This window comes from Microcystis aeruginosa LEGE 91341 (assembly GCF_015206885.1).
GTDB classification, from domain to species: domain Bacteria; phylum Cyanobacteriota; class Cyanobacteriia; order Cyanobacteriales; family Microcystaceae; genus Microcystis; species Microcystis aeruginosa_H.
In genome coordinates, this window is record NZ_JADEXY010000008.1 from 30,828 (window position 1) to 53,289 (window position 22,462).

The 22,462-nt window shown below is 44.2% G+C and carries 22 protein-coding genes; 10 read left to right on the forward strand and 12 right to left on the reverse strand.

The features are described from left to right. Positions 1–221 precede the first annotated feature (221 nt). The 7 genes from fbp to IQ234_RS02675 all read left to right on the forward strand — a co-directional run bounded on the left by fbp (position 222) and on the right by IQ234_RS02675 (position 7,384). Complete coding sequence (fbp, locus tag IQ234_RS02645; protein ID WP_228008348.1) at positions 222–1,268, forward strand: class 1 fructose-bisphosphatase; 1,047 nt, start codon at positions 222–224, stop codon at positions 1,266–1,268. 27 nt (positions 1,269–1,295) lie between these two features. Then, positions 1,296–1,772: a hypothetical protein gene (locus tag IQ234_RS02650; RefSeq protein WP_193955931.1), complete on the forward strand. Its 477-nt coding sequence runs from the start codon at positions 1,296–1,298 to the stop codon at positions 1,770–1,772. After that, positions 1,747–2,013: a hypothetical protein gene (locus IQ234_RS02655; RefSeq protein WP_193955950.1), complete on the forward strand. Its 267-nt coding sequence runs from the start codon at positions 1,747–1,749 to the stop codon at positions 2,011–2,013. The genes IQ234_RS02650 and IQ234_RS02655 overlap by 26 nt, the downstream gene beginning before the upstream one ends. Continuing rightward, positions 1,899–3,026: an aldo/keto reductase gene (locus IQ234_RS02660; protein WP_193955932.1), complete on the forward strand. Its 1,128-nt coding sequence runs from the start codon at positions 1,899–1,901 to the stop codon at positions 3,024–3,026. The genes IQ234_RS02655 and IQ234_RS02660 overlap by 115 nt, the downstream gene beginning before the upstream one ends. A 132-nt stretch (positions 3,027–3,158) precedes the next feature. After that, the gene (gene fba, locus IQ234_RS02665; protein ID WP_002744497.1) at positions 3,159–4,238 is read left to right on the forward strand and encodes a class II fructose-bisphosphate aldolase; all 1,080 of its coding nucleotides are present in this window, start codon (positions 3,159–3,161) and stop codon (positions 4,236–4,238) included. A 317-nt stretch (positions 4,239–4,555) separates the two neighbouring features. After that, the gene (gene ctpA, locus IQ234_RS02670) at positions 4,556–5,794 is read left to right on the forward strand and encodes a carboxyl-terminal processing protease CtpA (RefSeq protein ID WP_193955933.1); all 1,239 of its coding nucleotides are present in this window, start codon (positions 4,556–4,558) and stop codon (positions 5,792–5,794) included. 285 nt (positions 5,795–6,079) lie between these two features. Continuing rightward, positions 6,080–7,384, forward strand: a complete 1,305-nt coding sequence (locus IQ234_RS02675) for an ABC transporter substrate-binding protein (RefSeq protein WP_193955934.1) — start codon at positions 6,080–6,082, stop codon at positions 7,382–7,384. Positions 7,385–8,042: 658 nt separating this feature from the next. Here IQ234_RS02675 and IQ234_RS02680 read toward each other — a convergent pair. The 9 genes from IQ234_RS02680 to IQ234_RS02720 form a co-directional block, all read right to left on the reverse strand. Beyond that, positions 8,043–9,230, reverse strand: coding sequence for an FtsW/RodA/SpoVE family cell cycle protein (locus tag IQ234_RS02680; protein WP_193955949.1), 1,188 nt, complete (start codon positions 9,228–9,230; stop codon positions 8,043–8,045). A gap of 71 nt (positions 9,231–9,301) precedes the next feature. Then, positions 9,302–10,246 carry an isoaspartyl peptidase/L-asparaginase gene (locus IQ234_RS02685; RefSeq protein WP_110578284.1) on the reverse strand — a complete coding sequence of 315 codons (945 nt, stop codon included), beginning with the start codon at positions 10,244–10,246 and terminating at the stop codon, positions 9,302–9,304. 459 nt (positions 10,247–10,705) lie between these two features. Beyond that, positions 10,706–11,923: a geranylgeranyl reductase gene (chlP, locus tag IQ234_RS02690; protein WP_002735532.1), complete on the reverse strand. Its 1,218-nt coding sequence runs from the start codon at positions 11,921–11,923 to the stop codon at positions 10,706–10,708. Between the two features lie 224 nt (positions 11,924–12,147). Continuing rightward, on the reverse strand, positions 12,148–13,242 hold the full coding sequence (locus IQ234_RS02695) for a class III poly(R)-hydroxyalkanoic acid synthase subunit PhaC (protein WP_193955935.1): 1,095 nt from the start codon (positions 13,240–13,242) through the stop codon (positions 12,148–12,150). 76 nt (positions 13,243–13,318) lie between these two features. Further along, a complete protein-coding gene (gene phaE, locus IQ234_RS02700) occupies positions 13,319–14,314 on the reverse strand; it encodes a class III poly(R)-hydroxyalkanoic acid synthase subunit PhaE (protein ID WP_193955936.1) in 996 nt (331 codons plus the stop codon). Positions 14,315–14,386: 72 nt separating this feature from the next. Further along, positions 14,387–14,599, reverse strand: a complete 213-nt coding sequence (locus IQ234_RS02705; RefSeq protein ID WP_193955937.1) for a hypothetical protein — start codon at positions 14,597–14,599, stop codon at positions 14,387–14,389. Next, positions 14,583–14,777, reverse strand: a complete 195-nt coding sequence (locus IQ234_RS02710; RefSeq protein ID WP_185238508.1) for a BrnT family toxin — start codon at positions 14,775–14,777, stop codon at positions 14,583–14,585. Before IQ234_RS02710 ends, IQ234_RS02705 begins: the two co-directional genes overlap by 17 nt. Positions 14,778–14,817: 40 nt before the next feature. After that, positions 14,818–15,534 carry an acetoacetyl-CoA reductase PhaB gene (gene phaB, locus IQ234_RS02715; protein ID WP_193955938.1) on the reverse strand — a complete coding sequence of 239 codons (717 nt, stop codon included), beginning with the start codon at positions 15,532–15,534 and terminating at the stop codon, positions 14,818–14,820. A gap of 12 nt (positions 15,535–15,546) precedes the next feature. After that, positions 15,547–16,737: a thiolase family protein gene (locus IQ234_RS02720; RefSeq protein ID WP_193955939.1), complete on the reverse strand. Its 1,191-nt coding sequence runs from the start codon at positions 16,735–16,737 to the stop codon at positions 15,547–15,549. Positions 16,738–16,956: 219 nt separating this feature from the next. Here IQ234_RS02720 and IQ234_RS02725 point away from each other — a divergent pair, with 219 nt between their 5' ends. Then, entirely contained in the window at positions 16,957–18,090 is a 1,134-nt protein-coding gene (locus IQ234_RS02725) for an FAD-dependent oxidoreductase (protein ID WP_193955940.1), read from the forward strand. 238 nt (positions 18,091–18,328) lie between these two features. After that, positions 18,329–18,769 carry a photosystem II protein PsbQ gene (psbQ, locus tag IQ234_RS02730; RefSeq protein ID WP_045360899.1) on the forward strand — a complete coding sequence of 147 codons (441 nt, stop codon included), beginning with the start codon at positions 18,329–18,331 and terminating at the stop codon, positions 18,767–18,769. Between the two features lie 70 nt (positions 18,770–18,839). Here psbQ and IQ234_RS02735 read toward each other — a convergent pair whose 3' ends face one another. Together IQ234_RS02735 and IQ234_RS02740 are read right to left on the reverse strand one after the other, a co-directional pair. Then, entirely contained in the window at positions 18,840–19,139 is a 300-nt protein-coding gene (locus IQ234_RS02735; RefSeq protein WP_193955941.1) for a 2Fe-2S iron-sulfur cluster-binding protein, read from the reverse strand. A gap of 43 nt (positions 19,140–19,182) precedes the next feature. Next, positions 19,183–20,442 (reverse strand): phosphopantothenoylcysteine decarboxylase, encoded by a 1,260-nt coding sequence (locus tag IQ234_RS02740; RefSeq protein ID WP_193955942.1) that lies wholly within the window; start codon positions 20,440–20,442, stop codon positions 19,183–19,185. Between the two features lie 404 nt (positions 20,443–20,846). Between IQ234_RS02740 and IQ234_RS02745 the strand changes: the two genes are divergently transcribed. Then, positions 20,847–21,788: a DUF1517 domain-containing protein gene (locus tag IQ234_RS02745; RefSeq protein ID WP_193955943.1), complete on the forward strand. Its 942-nt coding sequence runs from the start codon at positions 20,847–20,849 to the stop codon at positions 21,786–21,788. Positions 21,789–22,061: 273 nt separating this feature from the next. On the opposite strand, the gene IQ234_RS02750 is transcribed toward IQ234_RS02745, so the two are convergent. Beyond that, on the reverse strand, positions 22,062–22,462 hold a 401-nt coding region (locus IQ234_RS02750; RefSeq protein WP_193955944.1), incomplete at its 5' end, for a transposase.

Sequence of the window (22,462 nt, forward strand, 5' to 3'; positions counted from 1 at the left end):
TCAACACCCCCCTTATCAAGGGGGTATCCATCTTCAATTTAATTATAACCAGCTACTTATTGACCGAGATTTAATGATCAATGGGGTAAAAATTAGCCAACTCTAAAACTGATCTAAAAATTGGCCAACAATAGGGAAATTTTTGGCTAGGATCAAACCATAGTCACAATTGAAACTAGACGGGTTTTCACTTTTTTACTTTATTACTGGCAATTACAGTTATGGTTAACAATATTCCCTTTTCTATCCCCGAATATAGCCTCGATCGAGATTGTACCACCCTCTCCCGTCACGTCCTGCAACAACTACAAAGCTTTTCCCCCGACGCACAGGATTTAAGCGCAATTATGAGTCGGATTGCCCTAGCGGGGAAATTAATTGCCCGTCGTCTCAGTAAAGCGGGATTAATGGCGGATGTGCTAGGTTTTACCGGAGAAACCAACGTCCAAGGGGAATCAGTCAAGAAAATGGACGTTTTTGCCAATGAAGTATTTATCTCGGTTTTTAAGCAAAGTGGTTTAGTTTGCCGTCTTGCTTCCGAGGAAATGGATAAACCCTATTATATCCCAGAAAACTGTCCCATCGGTCGCTATACTCTACTCTACGACCCGATCGATGGTTCTTCCAATGTGGATATTAACCTAAATGTGGGTTCGATTTTTGCCATCCGTCAACAGGAAGACAATGATTTAGACGGAGAAGCGCGGGATTTACTGCAAAATGGTCGTAAACAAATAGCAGCTGGCTATATTCTCTACGGACCCTCGACTATTTTAGTTTACTCGATCGGTCGCGGTGTTCATGCTTTTGTCCTTGACCCCAGTTTAGGGGAATTTATCCTCGCCCAAGAGAATATTATTATCCCCGACCATGGTCCAATTTATAGTACCAATGAGGGCAATTTTTGGCAGTGGGATGAGGCGATTCGCGACTATACCCGTTATGTCCACCGTCATGATGGTTACACGGCCCGTTACAGTGGGGCATTAGTGGGAGATATCCATCGAATTTTAATGCAGGGTGGAGTTTTTCTCTATCCGGGTACTGTTAAAAATCCCCAGGGAAAATTGCGCTTAATTTATGAAACTGCACCCCTTGCTTTTTTAATTGAACAGGCAGGAGGTAAAGCTAGTGATGGGTTGACAAATCTTTTAGATATCGTTCCCGATAAATTACACTACCGAACACCTTTAGTGATCGGTAGTGTCGAAGATGTTAAATTAGTAGAGTCTTTTATCGCCGATCGTCGTCATCGCGATCAAGTTTAACTTATAGTTTTATTTAGAGATATTGACATGGATTTACAATATCTGAAGTGGACTAAAAATGTAAGGCGACACGATGGTACATGGGCATATCGGGAATATAAGGTTTCTGATTCCTTCAAACTGGCATGGAAAGACGATGAAGTCAATGCCAATAAACCCGAAAAAGGTAGTTTGATACTACTCAGGCAGCAAGGGTATGTTACCCATTTAGTAAAAGTTCTCGACTGCAAAGCCCAACGTGAAATTGGCAAGGATGATTATGACATCTATCGAAATGTTGAGGTGCTTTGGGCTATTGATTTTGATAATCCACCTGTATCAGCCAAAGCAGATGCGATGTTTGATTATCGAGTCAGGTATCAGGGTGGGAATGTGATGGAATTGGAGAAGTTACCAACTTTCAGACAGCGTTGGGATGACGATGGCGGTTTGGAGGGATTCCAAACTTACATTCAGAATTTATTGGGGCTGTCAAACAATGACAGAGAAAACAAGTCAGTTTAAGCAAGTTTTAATCTCTTTAAAGCATACGGCCAGAGCAATCCTCTGGCAAATACAAGAATACGAAAATCAAGAAACTAAACCTCTCAATTGGACAGACTTTTATACCTCGAATAAATCCGTGAATCAATGCGTTATCGACGATTTGGCCGTACTAATTGGCAATTTTCGCTGTTTTCCCTGGGGACAATGCGCTGTTTGTCCTCAGAGTCGGTATTTGCCGCAACACTCGATCGCGCCCTAGAATTGGGGATTAATCACCTAGAAACGGCCAGAGGTTACGGTAATAGCGAAGTTTTTCTCGGTCGCTATCTGCAGCGTCAAGGGGTGCGGGAGCGGGTTTATCTGACTACGAAATTAGTCCCCACTCCCGATCGCCAAACTATGGAAAAAGCGATCGCCGAATCCCTAGAACGATTACAATTAAATTACCTCGATTGTCTAGCAATTCACGGTATTAACACCCGCGAGCATTTAAACTGGATTAAAGACCCGCAAGGCTGCATGAAAGCCGTTTTTATGGCCCAAGAAGCTGGAAAAATCGGCCATATTGGCTTTTCTACCCATGCACCCCTAGAAATTATTCTGGAGACAATCAATACAGATTTCTTCGCTTTTGTCAATATCCATTACTATTTTTTTTGGCAAAGACAGCAACCAGCGATCGCTTTGGCGCAAACAAAGGACATGGGTGTGTTTATTATCTCCCCTGCTGATAAGGGAGGTAGTCTCCACAGACCTCCCAAGAAGCTAGAGGAATTATGCGCCCCTTTTTCACCCCTAGAGCTAAATTATCGCTTTTTATTAAGTGATCCGCGCATTACTACCCTCAGCGTCGGGGCAGCGATCCCAGAGGAATTAGAGGCAATTATTAACGTATCCGAACGAGATCAGCCCCTAGATGCGGCAGAAATTGCCGTTTTTAAGCGTTTAGAGGCACATTTAACCGATAAATTGGCCACAGATCTATGTAGTCAATGTTATCAATGTTTACCCTGTCCCGAAAATATTAACATCCCTGAAGTGTTGAGACTGCGGAATCTGGCAGTGGCTTACGAAATGACCGATTTTGGCCAGTATCGCTATCGAATGCTGGAAAATGCTGGTCATTGGTTCCCCGGACGCAAGGCCAATAATTGTACTGAATGTGGTGATTGTTTACCTCGCTGCCCGGAAAAATTGCCAATTCCCCAGCTGCTATTTAATACACACGAACTACTTAACGGCCCACCGCAACGGAGATTGTGGTCATCTTAGGACGAAACCCGAAAAAAATTTTTTTGGGGATCGTCAAAGTGTAAAAACTATCTTAAGATTAACAGGTAAGAGAATTAACTTTCTTGAATTTAAAGAGACAAAAAACAAGAAATAGATTAAGGAGTAAAGGATATGGCACTCGTCCCCATGCGGTTATTGTTGGATCACGCGGCTGAGAACGGATATGGCATCCCCGCTTTTAACGTAAATAATATGGAGCAGATCCAAGCGATCATGCAAGCGGCGGCAGCCACCGATAGCCCCGTTATCCTGCAAGCTTCTCGCGGTGCGCGCAAATATGCAGGGGAAAACTTCCTGCGTCACTTGATCACCGCTGCGGTGGAAACCTATCCTCATATCCCCATCGTGATGCACCAAGATCACGGTAATGAACCCGCCACCTGCTACTCGGCGATCCGTAACGGTTTCACCAGCGTCATGATGGATGGTTCCTTAGAAGCGGATGCTAAAACTCCCGCCACCTACGAGTACAACGTTAATGTTACTGCTGAAGTGGTAAAAGTTGCCCATTCGATCGGTGCTAGTGTGGAAGGGGAACTCGGTTGTTTAGGTTCCCTAGAAACTGGTAAAGGAGAAGCGGAAGACGGTCACGGTTTTGAGGGAGAATTAGATCACTCGATGCTGTTAACCGATCCCGATGAAGCGGTGGATTTCGTCGAAAGAACCCAAGTAGATGCTTTAGCAGTAGCCATTGGTACTAGCCACGGCGCTTACAAATTTACCCGCAAACCCACCGGCGAAATTCTCGCTATTAGCCGCATTGAAGAAATTCATAACCGCTTACCCAATACTCACTTGGTTATGCACGGTTCTTCCTCGGTTCCTGAAGATCTCCTCGAATTAATCAACCAATTCGGTGGCGCTATCCCTGAAACCTACGGTGTTCCCGTGGAAGAAATCCAAAAAGGCATCAAGAGTGGTGTGCGTAAAATCAATATCGACACCGACTGCCGTTTAGCCATTACCGCCGCAGTTCGGGAAGCGCTATTCAGCAACCCGAAAGAGTTTGATCCCCGTTTCTTCCTGAAACCCTCGATCACATATATGCAGAAAGTTTGTGCCGATCGCTATCAACAATTTGGTACCGCCGGTAACGCCAGCAAAATCAAACAAATGTCCCTCGATGACTACGCAGCCAAATATGCTAAAGGGCAATTAACCCAAGTCAGCAAAAAAGTTGTGGCTGTCTAGTGGCTGAACAATTAAGCGATCGCTTAATTGCACCAATTTAGTAGAATTTTTCAGGGTAGTTAACCATAACTACCCTCTTTTTTATGGGAGTGCCTTCAAGGGAAAGAGTTAAGCTGCCCGCGCATTTAAATTGCTTGTTGAGATGAGGCAAGAGGCAAGAGGCAAGAGGCAACAGTAAACGCATTGGCAGAGATTCAGCTAATCCAACCGACTTCGGTTAAGATGCGTCTTAGCTTACCAGATAAGAATCGATTTCAGAGAAAAGACTATACTGAAAATAATCAGCAGATCAGCACTGGATTTATAAGAGAAGCAAGATGAGAAAAAAATCGTTGTGGGTGGGATTATTAGTGGGATTTTGGTTTTGTCTGACTTGGATGGCATGGACACCCACAGCAGCCGCCTTTAGCGAAGAACAAAAATTATTACTGCAATCTTGGCGATTAGTCAACCAATCTTATTATGATGACACATTTAATCATCAAAACTGGTGGCAGGTGCGGGAACAATTCATCAAAAAACCCCTCAACGATCGGACGGCGGCCTATAATGCGATCGAACAGATGTTAGCCACTCTCGATGAACCCTTTACCCGTCTCCTGCGACCGGATCAATACCATAACCTACAAATTAGCACCACGGGGGAATTATCGGGGGTAGGACTGCAAATTAATATCAATCCCGATAATGGTTACTTAGAAGTAGTTGCCCCCCTTGCTGGTTCTCCTGCTGAGGCCGCTGGTTTAACTAGCCACGATCGCATTTTGTTTATTGATGGCATCGATACCACTACTTTAACCCTCGATGCAGCAGCAGCCAAAATGCGCGGGACCGCCGGAACAGAAGTTTCCTTAGTCATTCTTCCCTATCAAAAAAGTCAAACAAAAACCCTATCTTTAACCCGTCAACGCATTTCCTTAAGTCCAGTGGTAGCGGTTTTAGATAAAAATTCTAGTTCCTTGCCCATCGGTTATGTGCGCTTAAATCAATTTAGTGCTAACGCTGCCAAAGAAGTCTCGGAAGCTGTGACAAATTTACAAAAACAAGGGGCAAAGGGTTATATTTTGGATCTAAGAAATAACCCCGGTGGTTTACTGCAAGCAGGCATAGAAATCGCTCGGATGTGGATTAATCAGGGAACGATCGTTTATACGGTTAATCGTGAGGGAATTGCCGATAGTTTTGCCGCTTCTGGCAATGCTTTAACCGACTCGCCTTTAGTCGTTTTAGTCAATCAGGGAACCGCCAGCGCCAGCGAGATTTTAGCTGGAGCATTACAGGACAATCAACGAGGGGTTTTAGTGGGAGAAAAGACTTTCGGTAAGGGATTAATTCAGTCCCTATTCGAGTTACCCGATGGGGCAGGATTAGCGATTACTGTGGCGAAATATGAAACTCCTGCCCACCATGATATTCATAAGTTAGGCATTATGCCGGATCAAGTGGTGGAACAGGAACCGATCACCTATGAGGAAATCGGCACCGAAAAAGATAGTCAATACCAAACCGCAATTCAGTTTTTAAACCAGAACACCGTTTTAGCCAAGGCTTCCTAAGTGGGTTTACTGAAAAAGTTTGTTGGTGGGGCAGGATTCAGGATTCAGGAGATTATTTTTACTTATTATCCCCACTACCCCGCTCCCTGCTCCCCAGTTCATAATTCATAATTCATAATTTATAATTCCCACGGCATAAATCGAACAAATTAGCCATTTTTTCCATCAATGTCTAAATTAAGATGGAAACCTGTTTGATTTGGAGAGAATGCTAACATCGATTAGAATTTTCCCAGTCTGGGTTTTTCAGCCTTGCAACCTTAACTTATCCTTGATTTTACTGCCATGCAGAGATATATTCGATCGCCCCTAGCCCTAACCCTGAGCATCAGCCTCTTAGCTAATTTTTTAACCGCTTGTAATAATGCCCAAACCCCGAATAACAACACCTCTAGTCCCACCACCACTGCCCCCAGTGATGAGGGACTAAAATTAGGAGCATTACTGCCCATTACCGGAGATTTAGCCGCTATTGGTCAAAATATGCCCGAAGCAGCCGCCCTAGCGGTGGAGACTATCAATGCCTGTGGTGGAGTCAATGGCAAACCCGTCACACTCGTGAAAGAAGATGACCAAACCGATCCCGCCGCCGGTGCTTCGGCGATGACGAAACTAGCGGAGGTGGATAAAGTAGCTGGTGTGGTCGGTTCCTTTGCCAGTAGCGTCTCGGGAGCAGCCGTCGATGTGGCGGTGAGAAATAAAGTGATGTTAGTCTCTCCGGGTAGCACCAGTCCTGTATTTACTGACAGGGCGAAAAAAGGCGATTTTCAAGGTTTTTGGGCGCGGACGGCTCCCCCAGACACCTACCAAGCTCAAGCTTTAGCTGTCCTAGCTAAGAAAAAGGGTTTTCAAGATGTGGCCACCGTCGTGATCAATAACGATTATGGGGTCGGATTTGAGCGGGAATTCGTGAGCGCTTTCGATAAATTAGGCGGCACGATCACTAATAAGCAAAATCCCGTCCGTTATGACCCGAAAGCTGCCACTCTCGATAGTGAAGCGGCGGCTGCCTTCGCTAACCAACCGGATGCTGTAGCGGCAGTCCTTTACGCTGAAACGGGTAGTTTATTACTACAAGCGGCCTATAAACAGGGGTTGACCAAAGGAGTTACTGTCCTCCTCACTGATGGGGTTTTTTCGGAAGATTTCACTAAACAGGTGGGGAAAGGAACCGATGGTAAGTCAATTATTGCCGGCGCCCTAGGTACAGTCCCGGGGGCCGACGGTCAAGCTTTAAGCGCTTTTACTACCCTCTGGAAAGAAAAAACCGGCAAGGATGTCACCGCTTTTGTTCCCCATACTTGGGATGCGGCGGTTTTATTGATGTTAGCAGCCGAGGCGGCTAAATCTAATACTGGTGAAGGGATTCAAAGCAAGATTCGTGAGGTGGCTAATGGTCCGGGGACGGAAGTAACCGATGCTTGTCAAGCTATGGAAATGATTCGCAAAGGCGAGGATATTAACTATCAGGGGGCCAGTGGCAATGTGGATATCGATGAAAATGGCGATGTGGTCGGTAGTTACGATGTCTGGACTGTTAATGATGACGGGACTCTCAAGGTTATCGATAAGGTGACACCCAATCAGTGATCAGTGATCAGTGATCAGTAATCAGTGATCACTGATCAGTAATCAGTGTCAGTAATCAGGGGGCAGGGGGCAGGAGGCAGGAGGCAGGAGGCAGGGGATAGGGTGATAGGGTGATAGGGTGATAGAGATTTAGGGAAATTTCAGCCAAATGCGCCACTTCCCCACTACTTCACTACCCCACTTCATAATTCATAATTCATAATTCATATTTTGTGCTTTTTGTCAAAAAAACTTTTTTTTTGCAATAAAACTACACAAAAAAAAGATCATCGTCGTGGGTGAAATTGACTCATTTACCTGTCTTAATTAGGATCACCTTCTAGGTGTGGTAAGGGTTTCAAGCGTTGCTGTCTAAAAAAGCACAGAACAACCCATTATGAAATTCAGTAAAATCGCTGTAACCATTGTAACATCGTTGTTAAATAAAAATCTTTCTCAATTAATTTTTAAGAATTTGTAAATATTGCGGAATGTTAATTTAAATATTCTCAAGTTTTTGGAGTCAATCAATAATTTTTGCTTATCTTTGACTAATATCGGGTTAGGAGTCAGGAGATAGGAGATAGGTTTTAGGTGTTGGGGGTTGGGGTTTTGGGGTTTTAGTTCAATTTCCCCACTCTCCCACTCTCCCACTTCATAATTCATAATTCATAATTCATCACTGATGACTGAAAACCGAGACAGTTTTCTGAGGACTTTTTTTACTGGTGGGAACTGGATCGGGGTCATTTTCTTCCCTAGCCACCCGGATTAAGAGGGCGGCTAAAAAGAGACTGGCTAAACTGGAACTGCCGCCATAACTAAAGAGAGGGAAAGGTAGGCCCGTAGTGGGTAAAGAACCAGTAGCCACACCGATATTTAACAGAGATTGACCGATTAAAATTACCATCGCCCCGATCGCCACTAATTTTTTGATGCGATGACGACATTTAACCGCCACGATCAGGGCAAGAGTAGCGTAGAGAAATAGCATGACTAACAGTAAAATACCGCCAATAAAACCAAATTCCTCGCCAAAGACAGCGAAAATAAAATCCGTATCTGGGAAGGGTAGATAAAATAATTTTTGTTGGGATAGACCGTAACCGCTGCCAGTGGTTCCGCCAGAACCGATCGCCAGTAAACTCTGCACTAATTGATAACCATCACCCCGGGGATCCTGCCAGGGGTCTAGGAAAGATAAAATCCGTTTTCTCTGGTATTCGCGGAAAGTAACACTAACCACGGCCACAGTTACACCCAGTAGAGCGGTGCTGGTCATGTAGGATAAAGGCAGACCAGAGGCAAGAGCGATCAGCCAGAGAGTTATACCACACAGAGCAGTGGTACTCAAGTTAGGTTGTAGGAGAATACCCGCTAGAATTAGTCCGAAAATAGCGATCCAAGTTAACCGTTGATTGACATTTAAACGCGGCCATCCACCAAAAACCGCCGCCCCTTGCAGGACGAGAAACGGTTTCATCAATTCCGACGGTTGCAAGAGAATCGGCCCGATTTTAATCCAACGGGTGGCACCGTTGATATTAGCTCCCAAACCGGGGATAAGAGTGATCAAAATTAATCCTAAAACTAATAAAATCATCCAGGGGGCGATTTTGAGGAGTTTCTCGATCGGCAATCGCACCAGGAAATTAAAGCCAATTAAGCCAATCCAAAGCCAGATTAATTGGCGGACAAAATAGTATAGTCCGTTATCAAAGCGACTGTCAGCCAGAGCGTAGGAAGCGGAAAAAAGCACCACTAACCCGACTAACAGCCACAAAAAAGTCATCCAGCGCAATAATCGCGCTTCGGCTGACCAGTTTTTCACATCGGGGTCAAAAATAGGAATAATATATTGCCACACGGAGATTTTTCGCAAAGAAGTATCTTGCACAGATTAACCGAGAAGACTAGGCTCGATCGCAGTTTGTTCCACTATCCGACGGCGACATGACCGATTAAACCCGCGTTTTCACCGTGCCATTCTAGGGTATCACCGATCGCCTGACCGTCGTGATAGGCAGCCAAGAGAATTTCCGCCGTTTTCCCCCAAACAATATTACCCTGACGATCAAGGGAAATCATGCCCAGATCCCGACCATTAGTTTGGGATTCGTGCATCGATTTCTCCACGGCAGCGGCTAGGGAAAAACCATCGGTGACGCGAATGACCACCTTAGCGGCTAAACACTCATCGATAATATCTTCCCCGACCCCCGTACAACTGACTCCGGCCCATGGATTTGCATAATTGCCTGCCGGCATGGCACTGTCACTAACGCGACCGATTCTTTCTAATCCCTTCCCCCCGGTAGAAGTTCCGGCGGCGATGTCTCCTTGCTGATCAAGAGCTACTACCCCGATAGTTCCCCGTTGCGCTGACGAATCGGCGAATAAACGGGCCATTTTGCGATTAAAGTTCGTCTTTCTTTCTTCCATCCATTCTTGAATCCGATAATCGGTGAGGGGATCATAGAGGGGAATTTGTAATTCTCGGGCCAGATCTGCAGCCCCAATTTCCGAGAGAATGCGATCCTCTTGACTTTGGAGAAATTGGGCTAGGCTAATGGGATTCTGTACCCGCGAGACGTTAATGACACCGCTTAAACGCTGGTGACGACCATCCATCAAGGCTGCACTCATTCGCACCTGACCGTCCGATTGCACCACCGAACCAGTCCCGGCATTAAATCGCGGTTCATCCTCCAGTAACATACATCCTTTTGTCACCGCCTCCACAGCACTAGCACCATTGTCAAGGAGGTTGTAAATATTCTTAACAATCCCCCGGAGAGAATCGCGCACTGATTCTAAACCACCTTTATCCTCTAGGGAACTCGCTCCCCCATGAATAATTAACTTCGGATTTACTCTGGTCATCGAAAAATTGAGTCCGAAACCCCGTCTCTTGAGGACGGCTTTACCATTAAATAGTAGCGCATTTACACCATCTATCTTGACTTCCCCTTTAACAAAAGGGCATAAACTGTACTGTCAGCTGCCCGCGCATTTAAATTGCTTAACAGCTTATCAAATATTTTTGGCTCTTCGTTACTTGTTATGGTTTGATAGGGGGGCATAAATCGACTAAATCCTTATCTGGCAAGAGACTTAATTGATTAGTTCGCTCTAGATCAAAAACAATTGACAAAAATCGACAAATGCCTTTTTATATAAGGGTTACATCCCTTATAACCCCCGTCTATTGCATAACACAAACCGAAGAACCATATTTTTTCGATATTTTTGTTTGAATTAGAGAAGACAGGAAGGGACAACCAAAAAGAAAACCCAACCACCGCTATGGGGAGATTGGGTTTTCCGGTTATCACATTGATTTTAAGGAGCTAAAGCGTTACCGCGCAGGAGAGAACCGATGGTTTTAGCGGTAATCTTCATCTGTACGAGAGGATTAGCGGGAACAACGGTTTTATAGAGATAACTGTCAAAAGTCATCTTCTGTACGTCCTTATCGGAACACATTTCCACAAAAGCTTCCCGGGTGGCATCGGTACGATAGAAAACCCGCTGCAGGATATCTAATACCAGATAGGTCATACCGTATTTCTTATCCCAACGCTTGAGGTAGAGTTTTAACTCGTCCTCTGTGGGAATACGTTGGCCACCGTTAGTGACTTCGACAATGGTTTCGGCACACATCCGCGCTGATTTAGCGGCGAAATAGATGCCTTCTCCCGAAGACTTGGTAACTGTTCCCGCAGCATCGCCAACGAGGGCCACACGACCAACTACACGGCGAGGACGGGGATGTTCGGGGATGGGGTGAGCCTCCACGCGGATGATTTCGCCACCTTCCAGACGACGGGCCGCACGAGCGCGAATACCAGCCTGTAGGTCTTTAATCATGGCTTTATTGACCTTCATTGTGCCAGTACCGACGGCGACGTGATCGTATTTGGGGAATACCCAAGCGTAGAAGTCGGGGGATACGTCTTTCCCTACATACATTTCGGCCAGATCTTCGTAGTAGGCCATTTTATCTTGGGGGAGACGGATGCGTTCTTGGAAAGCGATCGCATAGTTGTAATCCCCAGCATCAATAGCTTTAGCAATGCGGGAATTAGCACCGTCGGCACCGATAACCACATCCACCTTCAGAGATTTCATTTCCCCTTGGGAATTGCCGTGGGAGTGATCGGCGTAGTGTAGGGTATAGGGATCGGTGCTATTGGTGGGAATATCGAGACCGTAAACAGTTCCGTTGATTAAATGCGCTCCTAATTTATGGGCGCGTTCTCTCATAAAACCGTCGAGGACTTCCCGACGACACATACCGATATATTCGTCTTGATTATCGAGATTAATATCGACTTCGACGTTAGAGGGGGAGATCATTTTCATTTTTCTCACCCGGCGATCGATAATTTCAGGAGGTAGGTCAAATTCGCTCACCATACAGAGAGGAATCGCTCCACCACAGGGTTTAGCATTATCTAATTTGCGTTCAAATAAATAGGTTTCAATGCCTGCTTTAGCTAATGTTTCTGCCGCCGAAGAACCGGCCGGCCCTGAACCCACAACAGCGACTCTTAACACTCAGGTTTTCTCCTACATACTTACGAGCGAGTACGCTTTGCAGTGTACCACAGGGTTTTAGTCGAAAGAAACGATATCCTCCGATTCTGCCCGATCTTGCAACAGTGCTTAACATCCTCTGTTACAAAAGTTTATTTTATTGTCTGTAGATGTTTTTTTATCGATGTATTGTATTGTGTTACACCCCTCTCCCAAACTGGAGAAGGGTATAGCTGCGAGGATTGTTAACCTCTTGCTTTCAACCAATCGCTAATAGCGGGGGGTAAATCCCGTTGCACTTTGCCACTGACATACATTCCGATATGTCCGACGGGGAAAGCACAAGCGGTATAGTCAGAAGTACCGATATAATTCCCTAAAGCGAGGGAAGAAGCGGGAGGGACAAGGTGATCTTTATCCGCATAAAGATTGAGAATTGGCATAGTCAGATTGTGTAAATCTACCCGTTTATCTCCTAACATCACTTCCCCTTTAATCAGTTTATTTTGCTGATAGAAATCCTTGAGAAACTGTCGGTAGGATTCTCCTGCTTGGTCGGGACTATCAAAAATCCATTTTTCCATACGCAGAAAATTAACTAATTTTGATTCGTCTTCCATGATGTCAGGAAAATCGAGGTATTTCTGATAACCTAACTGTAAAGGTTTCAATTCCAGAAACTCTAAGTTGAGAAAATCTCCCGGAATATTACCCATGGTATCTACCATTAAATCGATGTCTAATGCTTCGGAACCCAGGGAACATCCCCCGCGCATATTTAAGAGGGTCTCGGTTTGATAAAAGTCCACTGGTGTCACCATTGTCACCAGATTTTTTATCTTATCAGGATAGAGGGAACTATAGCATAAACTAAAGGTTCCCCCCTGACAGATTCCTAAGAGATTAATCTTGTCGAGATGGTGACTTTGACGAATAAAATCGACGCAATTATCCACATAACCATTGATATAATCATCAAGGGTTAACCAGCGATCGCTTCTGGTGGGATATCCCCAATCAATTAAGTAGATATCTAAGCCTAATTTCAGCAGATTGGCCACTAAAGAACGCCCTTCCTGTAAATCTACCATGTAGGGACGATTGACCAAAGCATAAACCATCAGCAAGGGAATCTCGAAGGGTTTTTCAACCACGGGTTTAAAGTGGTAGAGAATGATTTTATCTTCCCGATAAACTGCTTCTTTTTCCGAGACTCCACACTGAATATCTTCTTCTTTAACTCGTTTGAGATTGTCTAAACCTTTGAGATTTTTCTGAGTTAATTCTAGATAATCTTGGGTAAAGTCTTCCAGTTTCACTTGCGTCAAAAATGGCCACATAATTTAATTCTCCTAGGGAAGTAGGGAAGTGGGAATTATAACTGATAACTGATAACTGATTGTCAAGCATAATTAACTAATTGTTACTTTCTACTGCTTGTTTTTCTCCTAAAGCTTTTTTGAGACTTTTTACCTCTTTGCGTAATTCATAGATAGTCCGATGAATTTCATCGACTTCGCTGCGGGTAGGCAGATTCATTGAGCGCAGGTAAATTTCCATTAAATCCTGCTGTTTGAGGCGATAATCATTGAGGGAATTAATAAATTTTCCTCTTACTTTCAGGTTTTCTGGTTGACAAAAAGCCTTTTCAAAAATATCATCAGCGACGACACTCCACACATCTTGAAATTCTCGCCAATCCTTCACAGGCTTACCTTTTTCTGCTAGGAAAACTAATTTTTTAGTTAAAGCTTCAAAGGATTTAACTTGAATATCAGCCAGCACAATTTGATAGTTAATACTAGCTTGATAAAGAACGCGCCAAGTTTCAAAACCATCGAGTAATTTGCGGTTAAATTCTCGCGGCAATCCCAATAAAGGCATCTGTAACCATTGGCCAAAAGTTTCATCATAAAACTTCTGCCAATAGATATTATTGAGTTCGATCAAGGAAGAAGTATTACCTAACCAAGCTTTGGTTATTGTGTCATTTGACAGCACCAAAGGATCGAACCATAAATGATTGAGACTTTGCAATTGTTGCAGGTAAATTGTCCATAGTTGACTGACATCTTGACTACTTTGGGAAGTGGTGGTAGTAAAACTATTCAGTTGACCGCGCATCTGTTGGGTATAATTATTTAAAATTGTTTGCCAGTCTTCTCCTGTTTGCATTTTCGGAAAGATACTTTCCCAAGCTTCCATCGATAATTTTAGGAATTTGATCAATAAATCCCGATTATCAAAATAGCGCTGGGTTGCCTCTTGCAATTCTGGTTTAATATTGCCCATAGGAGTCGGTATCGCCCCCATCATATCAAACCAACTTGACCACATTTTTGCCCCAGTTTCCGTCCAAAGATTGACGTAATCTGCGGCCATATCACTCCAAGCTTGTGTCGGTTTATCCATTATTTTTGCCTTTTTCCTTTAACTCTAATTTCGCTAGTTTACTAACCCACCCTACACCCGATAACTGATAAGTCATATTTTTCCAGACTTGGCAATTTTTGCTAGTAATCTTAACGCTTCATTGACTGAGGCTGAATCTTGAAAAATTTCCGCCACATCGGGATCGAGAATTATCACATTACTAGACTGTCGATAAGCTTGATAATATTTGCCACGAATACCACCAGAAAAGTCATATTCAGTTCGCATCTCGTCATTAACCGTTTCTTCAGACTCCTGATTCATAATTTTTTCTCTCCTGTTTACTAGCTAAACGGGCGCTAATTAAGGGAATCTCATTTTCTCTTTCTGTATGGGATATGACTAACAGCTTTTGTAATTTTGACTGTCCTATCGTCAGAAAACGAAACTCACCCACTGAATCAAGCAACTTAGCAGGGACAATAACAAACACATTTTCCATCTTTGAATTAGATAACTGATAACTGATAACTGATAACTGATTAGGTGTGATGGGCCCCATTAACTCTAAGGACTTCTCCAGAGACATAACTGCTGGCAATAGGAGAGAGTAAATAAGCAGTTGCCCAGGCGATATCTGCGGGTTCACCGAAGCGACGACAGGGAATTTCGGCGGTGATTTTATCGCGAACTTTATCGGGAATCGCTAAAGTCATTTCCGTGTTAATAAACCCCGGTGCGATCGCATTGGCGCGAATATTATAACGGGCAGCTTCTCGCGCTAAGGATTTGACTAAACCGATAACTGCCGCTTTTGTGGCCGCGTAATTAGTTTGGCCAGCATTACCGCGATCACCAGAAATAGAACTAATACAAACGATCGATCCCGCTTGTCGTTCGTACATTCCCTCAATAAACGGCTTAATCGTGTGATTAACCCCTTTTAGGTTGACATTAATCACTAAATCCCAATCTAGCGGCGTTAATTTAGGGAAAAAGTTATCTCTGGTAATCCCCGCGTTAGCGACGATACCGTAAACCGGTCCCAATTCCGCTTCAATTTGTTTAGCTGCCGCTTCCATGGATTCCAACTTAGTCACGTCGGCGACAATCCCTAAACCCTGGGGATTATCGGCGACTAAATCCGTGTAGGCCACCTTGGCCCCCAAATCTATCAAAAGAGAGACAATAGCCGCCCCAATGCCTCGATTTCCGCCGGTAACGACGATAACTTTCTCCTCTAGTCCCAGAGATACCATAGCTTTTTCCTCCTAAACTCTTTCAATTGCGATCGCTGTTCCGCCACCGGTCCCATGACAGATGGCCCCCATACCGAGGGTTTTATCCTGTACTTTCAACGCGTTAATTAACGTCACCAGAATCCGCGCTCCGGAAGCACCGATGGGATGACCTAATGCGATCGCACCACCGTGAACGTTTTGTTTTTCCCTCGCTAACCCCAGATCCATCTCAAACAGGAGATTATTTAAAGCAAAAGCTTCGTTATTTTCCACTAAATCGAAATCTTCGATCGTTTTATCTAAAGATGCCAGTAATTTTTTCACCGCCGGGACAGTGGCTTCCGGGAAGCGATCGGTTTTTCCGGCAGCCACAGCACCGCCAAGGATTTTGGCAATTGGTTTTAAACCGTACTGATCCACAGCTTTTTGACTGGCTAAAAGGATAGCGGCAGCCCCATCGGAAATCTGACTACTATTCCCTGCGGTTAAAACTCCCGACGGATTAAAAGCCGGCCGCAGTTTTCCTAAACCTTCCGGGGTACTATCGGAACGAATACCCTCATCTTGAGCGATAATTGTGGAACCTTTCTTAGATTTAAGCTCAATTGGCACGATTTCACCGTTAAACCAGCTTTTTTCTGTGGCTGTGGCCGCTCTTTGGTGGGATAAAGCGGCAATTTCGTCTAATGCTTGCCGAGAAACCCCGCGATCGAGACAGAGGCGATCAACTTGGGAACCCATAACCTCAGTCGTGGTAGCATCGGTTAAGCCATCGTGGAGTAATAGGTCGGTTAATTGTTCCGGCGCACCCATGAGGAATTTATAACCCCACCGGGCCCGATGGGAGAGAAAAAAGCCGGTCTGGGACATGGATTCAATGCCACCAGCGAGGACGAGATCCGCTTCTCCAGCGCGAATTGAGGTAGCAGCGTTACTAACGGCAATCATTCCCGAAGAACAAACCATATCCACCCGATATCCGTCCACGCTTACGGGAATTCCCGCTTTAATCGCCGCTTGCCGGGGAATTAACTGACCATGACCCGATCCCAAAACATTGCCGAAAATGTACAAATCTAGGGCTTCTGGGGGCAAATTAGCGATTTCTAGGGCGGATTTCATCACTGTTGCCCCTAAATCGGCCGGGGATAATCCCATTAATCCCCCACCAAAACGACCAATTGGAGTCCGGACAGCGGCCACGATATAAACTTCTTGCATAGACTTCTCTCTATTGGGAAGCGAAGATACTAGATAGAATTTACTTAAGAATATCGAGTCCGAAAAGATCAAAATCCCAATTTACTGTCATTGGTTAAAAGTTCCTAGCCTCGATGCCTTGAGTTTTTGTCTATCTACTCTCGATCTTGCAACAGAATTTCTGTGTCAGAAGATATATTCATTAGAATTTAACTTTTCCGGCAGCAATCCCCTTTTTTTATGGATTTAGTCAAGCGCCTAGTTTTTATCGGTGGTGGCCATAGTCATGCGATCGCTCTTCGTCTTTGGGGGCAATCACCCCTAAAAAACGTTCAATTAACTTTAATTAGCGATGTTACCCATACCCCCTATTCGGGAATGTTACCCGGCCACATCGCCGGTTTTTATGATTTTGCCGAGACTCATATCGATTTACCTTCTCTAGCTAGGTATTCTCAAGCGCAATTCTGTTTAGCTAAAGCTATTTTCATAGATACGGAAAAATGTCAAGTAATTTGTGACAATTCTTTACAAATTCCCTTTGATTATCTCTCGATCGATATTGGCAGCATCCCAGCAGTGGATAATGTTATCGGTGCTAAAGAGTACGCTATTCCTGCCAAACCAGTACCGATTTTTCGGCAAGGATGGCAAGAAATCCTGAAAAAAGCGGTTAGTAAACCTAATAATACTCTAAATATCGTCATTGTTGGTGGAGGCGCAGGTGGAGTTGAATTAGCTTTAAATATGCAGTCCCGTTTGGCCAAAATTCTCAACTCTAGCAGTAATTTGAATTTATCTCTAATTCATCGAGGAAAAAAACTCCTACCAGCCCATAATAATTGGGTCGGTCAACGTTTAGAGAATATTTGTCAACAAAGGGGAATTAGATTATATTTATCAACGGATGTGACGGCAGTGCAAGCAGATCAGATTATCTGTTCATCGGGGTTAGTTTTGCCCGTAGATTATACAATTTGGGTAACGGCTGCCTCGGCCCCTAGTTGGATTAAAGCTTCGGGATTACTGACAGATGAAAAAGGGTTTATTTTAGTGAATAATTATCTGCAATCTCTTTCCCATCCCCATATTTTTGCCGTGGGAGATATTGCCACGATTCCAGATTATCCCCGTCCGAAAGCGGGAGTTTTTGCCGTCCGACAAGGTAAACCCCTGTTCGATAATTTAGTTAGAATTCTGCAAAATCAGCCTCTAAAACCCTATTTTCCCCAGAAAAATTATCTGAGTTTAATCGGGACAGGAGACCAACAAGCGATCGCATCTTGGGGCGGTTTTGGCTGGCAATCACCGTTATTATGGTTATGGAAAGATCGGATCGATCGAGCTTTTATGAGACAATTTGATAAGCTCTAGTTAATAAGTAGGTAGGTGTTAAAAATTATCAGACACCCCCCTTATCAAGGGGGGATTAAGGGGGAATAAGAGGCAAAATTGCTGATTATCGTCCAATAGCACCGAGTTACTGTCAAGGCCGTTGGGAGTAAAATCTGATTTGGGAATCCCACAACCTGATAAAGTAAAAATCGTCCCGATACCTTGACTGGTTAAGGGAAAGAACGTCAATAGTTTGTTAAATAGTACATATAAACCAATGCCACGTCTTCGCTCGATTATTTCCCTAGTTTTAGTCCTAGTTACTACCCTGCTGGTTAGCTGCAGTGGTCCCCAAGCAACTATCCCCACCGTTTACAGTCCCCAAAAAATCGAACAGTTACAGGTTTACATCCAACCCATAGAAGGATTTCGCGAAAAAATGAGCGTTTTGCAAGACCTCATCGCTGACAAAAATTGGGTAGATACTCGCACCTATATCCACGGTCCTTTGGGGCAATTGCGTCAGGAAATGGTAGGATTATCCCGTAATTTACTGCCCAAAGACCAAGAAAAAGCCAAGCAGTTAGCGAAAAATCTTTTCGTTCACTTTGAACGTATCGATGCGGCAGCCAAAGAAAAAGATGCTAGTCTCGCTGCTAATCAATTCCAAGAAGCATTAAAAGACTTCGATGCTTTCTTAAATATTGTTCCTAGTTAGTTTGTATCAGTGATCGGTGATCGCCAATCAGTGATCACCGACCAGTCCGCAGCTAAAAAACCGATAAATGCTATTTTGGTTTGGTTTGGACGCTGATGGGGCCATTAACCATGGTTTGACAGGCTAAACGGTAATTTTCGGGTTTTTTCTTCAGACAGCGCTGTTCAAAGTCGGTTTTAGCCGAGAGATTTTCCAGACCCTCGACAATTGCCACTATACAAGTACCACACTGACCGTAACCGCCACAATTCATCAATTTACCGCTAAAAGTGTAGATATCAACGCCATTCTGGATTGCTTTCTCTCGTAAATTCGCTCCATCTGCCGCTACCACGATCTTATTCTCTTTGACGAAGTTGATGTTACCCATGACTGTGTTACCCTAAATTTTTGCAAATTAATATTAAAAAATATTAAATTTTTTTGATTGTAACATTTTTGGCTCGTTCCTCTAAATATTCGGCGATGCCAATAGCGATCGCTTTTTTACCGATAAATTTCCCCAGTGCCGCTTTTGTCACCAAATAAGCCACCTGTTCCCCGTGATCGCCCTTTTCCTCACCTCGATTAGCAATGACCGCCTGATAGCCCTTTTCTAGGCGTTTACGGGCGATTTCCAGCAACTCCTCCTGACTAACTCCCTCCTGATACTTGAAAGTCACCATCTCTAAATCGGGAAAATTTTCTCTCACCTTGTCAATCACTTTTTCCGTCGGCACAAAATTAAGATTTAACTGCCCTCCACTGGGAATCTTACCAGAAAAAGGGCTTTCTAAGCGATAATCGGCCACTGCCGCCGAGAAAATGCCAAATTGATAATCTTTACTCTCTAATTCGACCATCACCTTCCCTAGATACTCGTCATAAGTTTCAATAATTTCGTGGGGTAAATAAGCGGGGGGTGTATAGCTGCCCCGTCCGTGGATTAACTGCACCTTTGCCCCGCGCAGGTATAATTCTTCTGTGATAGCGACCCCTAACTGTCCAGTAAAACGATTGGTTAAACGACGGATATTATCGATAATCACCGGTGTGGGTCCACCAGTGACTAAAATCGGCCTATTTTTCAGCACAGAATTACTGAGAATCCCACAGGCTGCCACGGTAATCTCTTTTTCCCCAGGGAGATTGTGTTTACCGTAATCATCCCGGGGTGGCATAATCTCGACTCCCCAGCGATCGAGAGTTTGCAAAGATTCGCTCAGAATAGCATTATGTAAACTGCCGTGCATGGTGGGGACGAGCAGAATTTTAGTTTTTCCCTTTTCCAGTCGTCCCAAGGCCGAGGCCAAGCATGAAGTGATCACTCCGTCAGCGATTCCGTAACGAAACTTATTAATCGTGTTATAGGTAGCAGGGGCGACTAAATAAAGATCAAAGGGAGATTGATCGCTTAAATGTTCTGCTTTTGCCGTTAATTGACTAACTACGGGATTAAGCGTACTCCATTCCAAAGCTTCCCTAGTGACGTATCTTAAAGCTTCTTCCGAGACAAAAGCCACGACTGTGGCCCCGAATTTCCGCAAAGATCGGGCAATTAGCGGTGCTTTCATGGCTGCAATCCCTCCCGTTACCAGTAAAGCAATCCTTTTACCCCAGAGATGATGATTTTCTAAGGGTACTTCGCGATCGCCTAAGTCCGAATCCGTGGGAGGGGAGAAATTCCAAGTCATAAGTAGTTGGATAAACGTAACGTTAACTGTGGGATAAGGAGTCAGGAGTCAGGAGTCAGGAGTCAGTAGTAAGTAGTAAGTAGTCAGGAGAATTAAGAATGAATAAAAATCAATGAAATGGCCTATTTAGAGATTTTATCCAACTTAATCCTTATTTTTGACGTTTTTGAACCCTCAAAAATTAATCATGCCAGAGATCTGTAAAAGTCTATAAATTTGAGGGTTGGGGGTTGAGGAGAAGAGAGTGGGGAGAAGATAATCAATTGTCTCCTGTCTCCTGTCTCCTGTCTCCTGTCTCCCGTCTATTGTCTCCTAATGATATCGGTTATCCCTATTCAAGATTTGTCTATCCCTGAGGGAGAAACTCGTTATGCTAGTAAATAAAGGGTTGCTTCGGTGTTCTTATGATTGACAAAATTTTAACTAAAGTTCGATCGCTTGCCAAGCCGTTATTAGTTCTAGGATTAGTGACAACGTTGATTTTAGGCAGTATTCCCAGTGCTTTAGCGGCATCGGGGGGTAGAATGGGTGGCGGTAGTTTTCGCGCCCCTAGTCGCAGTATTAGTCCTTCTAGGGGTGGTGGTTACAGTTCCCCCGGTTACGGTGGGGGTATTGGTTTTCCCTTCCTCTTACCCTTCTTTTGGGGTGGTGGTGGCGGTGGCTTAATTTCTCTGCTAATCTTTTTTGCTATTGCCAATTTCCTCGTTAATGCTTTCCGTAATGGTGGAGGCAGTGATGAGAATGGTATGGCTGTTGAACCGGGATATGAAACCGTCTCCGTGGCTAAAGTACAGGTGGGTTTGTTGGCTAATGCCCGTTATCTGCAACAAGAATTAAATCAAATCGCCCTAACTGTCGATACTAGCACCTCCGAGGGACGAGTCGAAGTCTTACAAGAATCGGCCCTGGCCCTGTTACGTCATCCAGAATACTGGGTTTATGGTAACGTCGATTGTCAACAAACCAGCCTCAGCAGTGCAGAAGCGAAGTTTAATCAGTGGTCTCTCAACGAACGCGGTAAATTAACGGCGGAAACCTTAACTAATTACAATAACCAACTGCGTCAAGGTTCTAGAGACAATATTTTACCCGAATCGGCTGGGGAATTAGCTAAAAGCGCACCGGATGGCTATATTTTGGTGACTATTTTAGCCGGCATTGTTGGTAAATTTTCCCTACCGAAAATTAATGACTCCCAAGACTTGAAACAGGCCCTGCAACAAATTGGTAGTATGGGAGGCGATCGACTTTTAGCGGTAGAAGTGATTTGGACCCCCCAAAGCGAGGGTGATATTCTCAGTCAAGACGACATTCTCGCCAATTATCCCGATCTAAAATTAGTGTAATTTGTCGGGGAATAACTCTAGATATTGGCTAAAATCTCCCTTATTACGGGGAGATTTTTTGATTAGGGTTTGCTGAAAAAGTCAATTGGCTGGTGATGGGGTGAGTTTCGTAGCGACTGTCTTGATTGTCAAGGGGTAACTCAAAAAACAATCAAGGAGTTGCTGTCGAACCTAAAATCTCAAGCCAGAAAAAAGCGCAGCAAAAACTAAGTCGCTCAGGTTAAACCAAAGCAAGCGCAACCCTTGATCAGAGATAACAAAAAGTGTCAATCTCTAGGAACAAGGTGGTAAATTGTCAGCAAGCTGCCAAGGCTGATTTTGGCGAACCATTGCATTAAGAATAACTAAGATTTTCCGCACACAAGCAGTCAGAGCCAGTTTTTTTGATTTACCTCGTCCGACTAGGCGTTCGTAAAAGGTTTTAATCACCGGATTATGACGCATAGCTACCACCGCTCCCATGTAAAGAATAGCTCGAATATGAGCGCGACCTCCCTGAATCATCCGCTTACCTTTATGTTGACCACTATCATGATTAATCGGCGCAACACCGACTAAGCGAGAGATTTGTTTGGCGGTTAATTGACCGAGTTCTGGTAAGTCGGAGACGAGAGTAGTAGAAATTACTTGACCAATCCCCGGCACGGTTTTTAGTAAATTGACTTTCTCGAGCC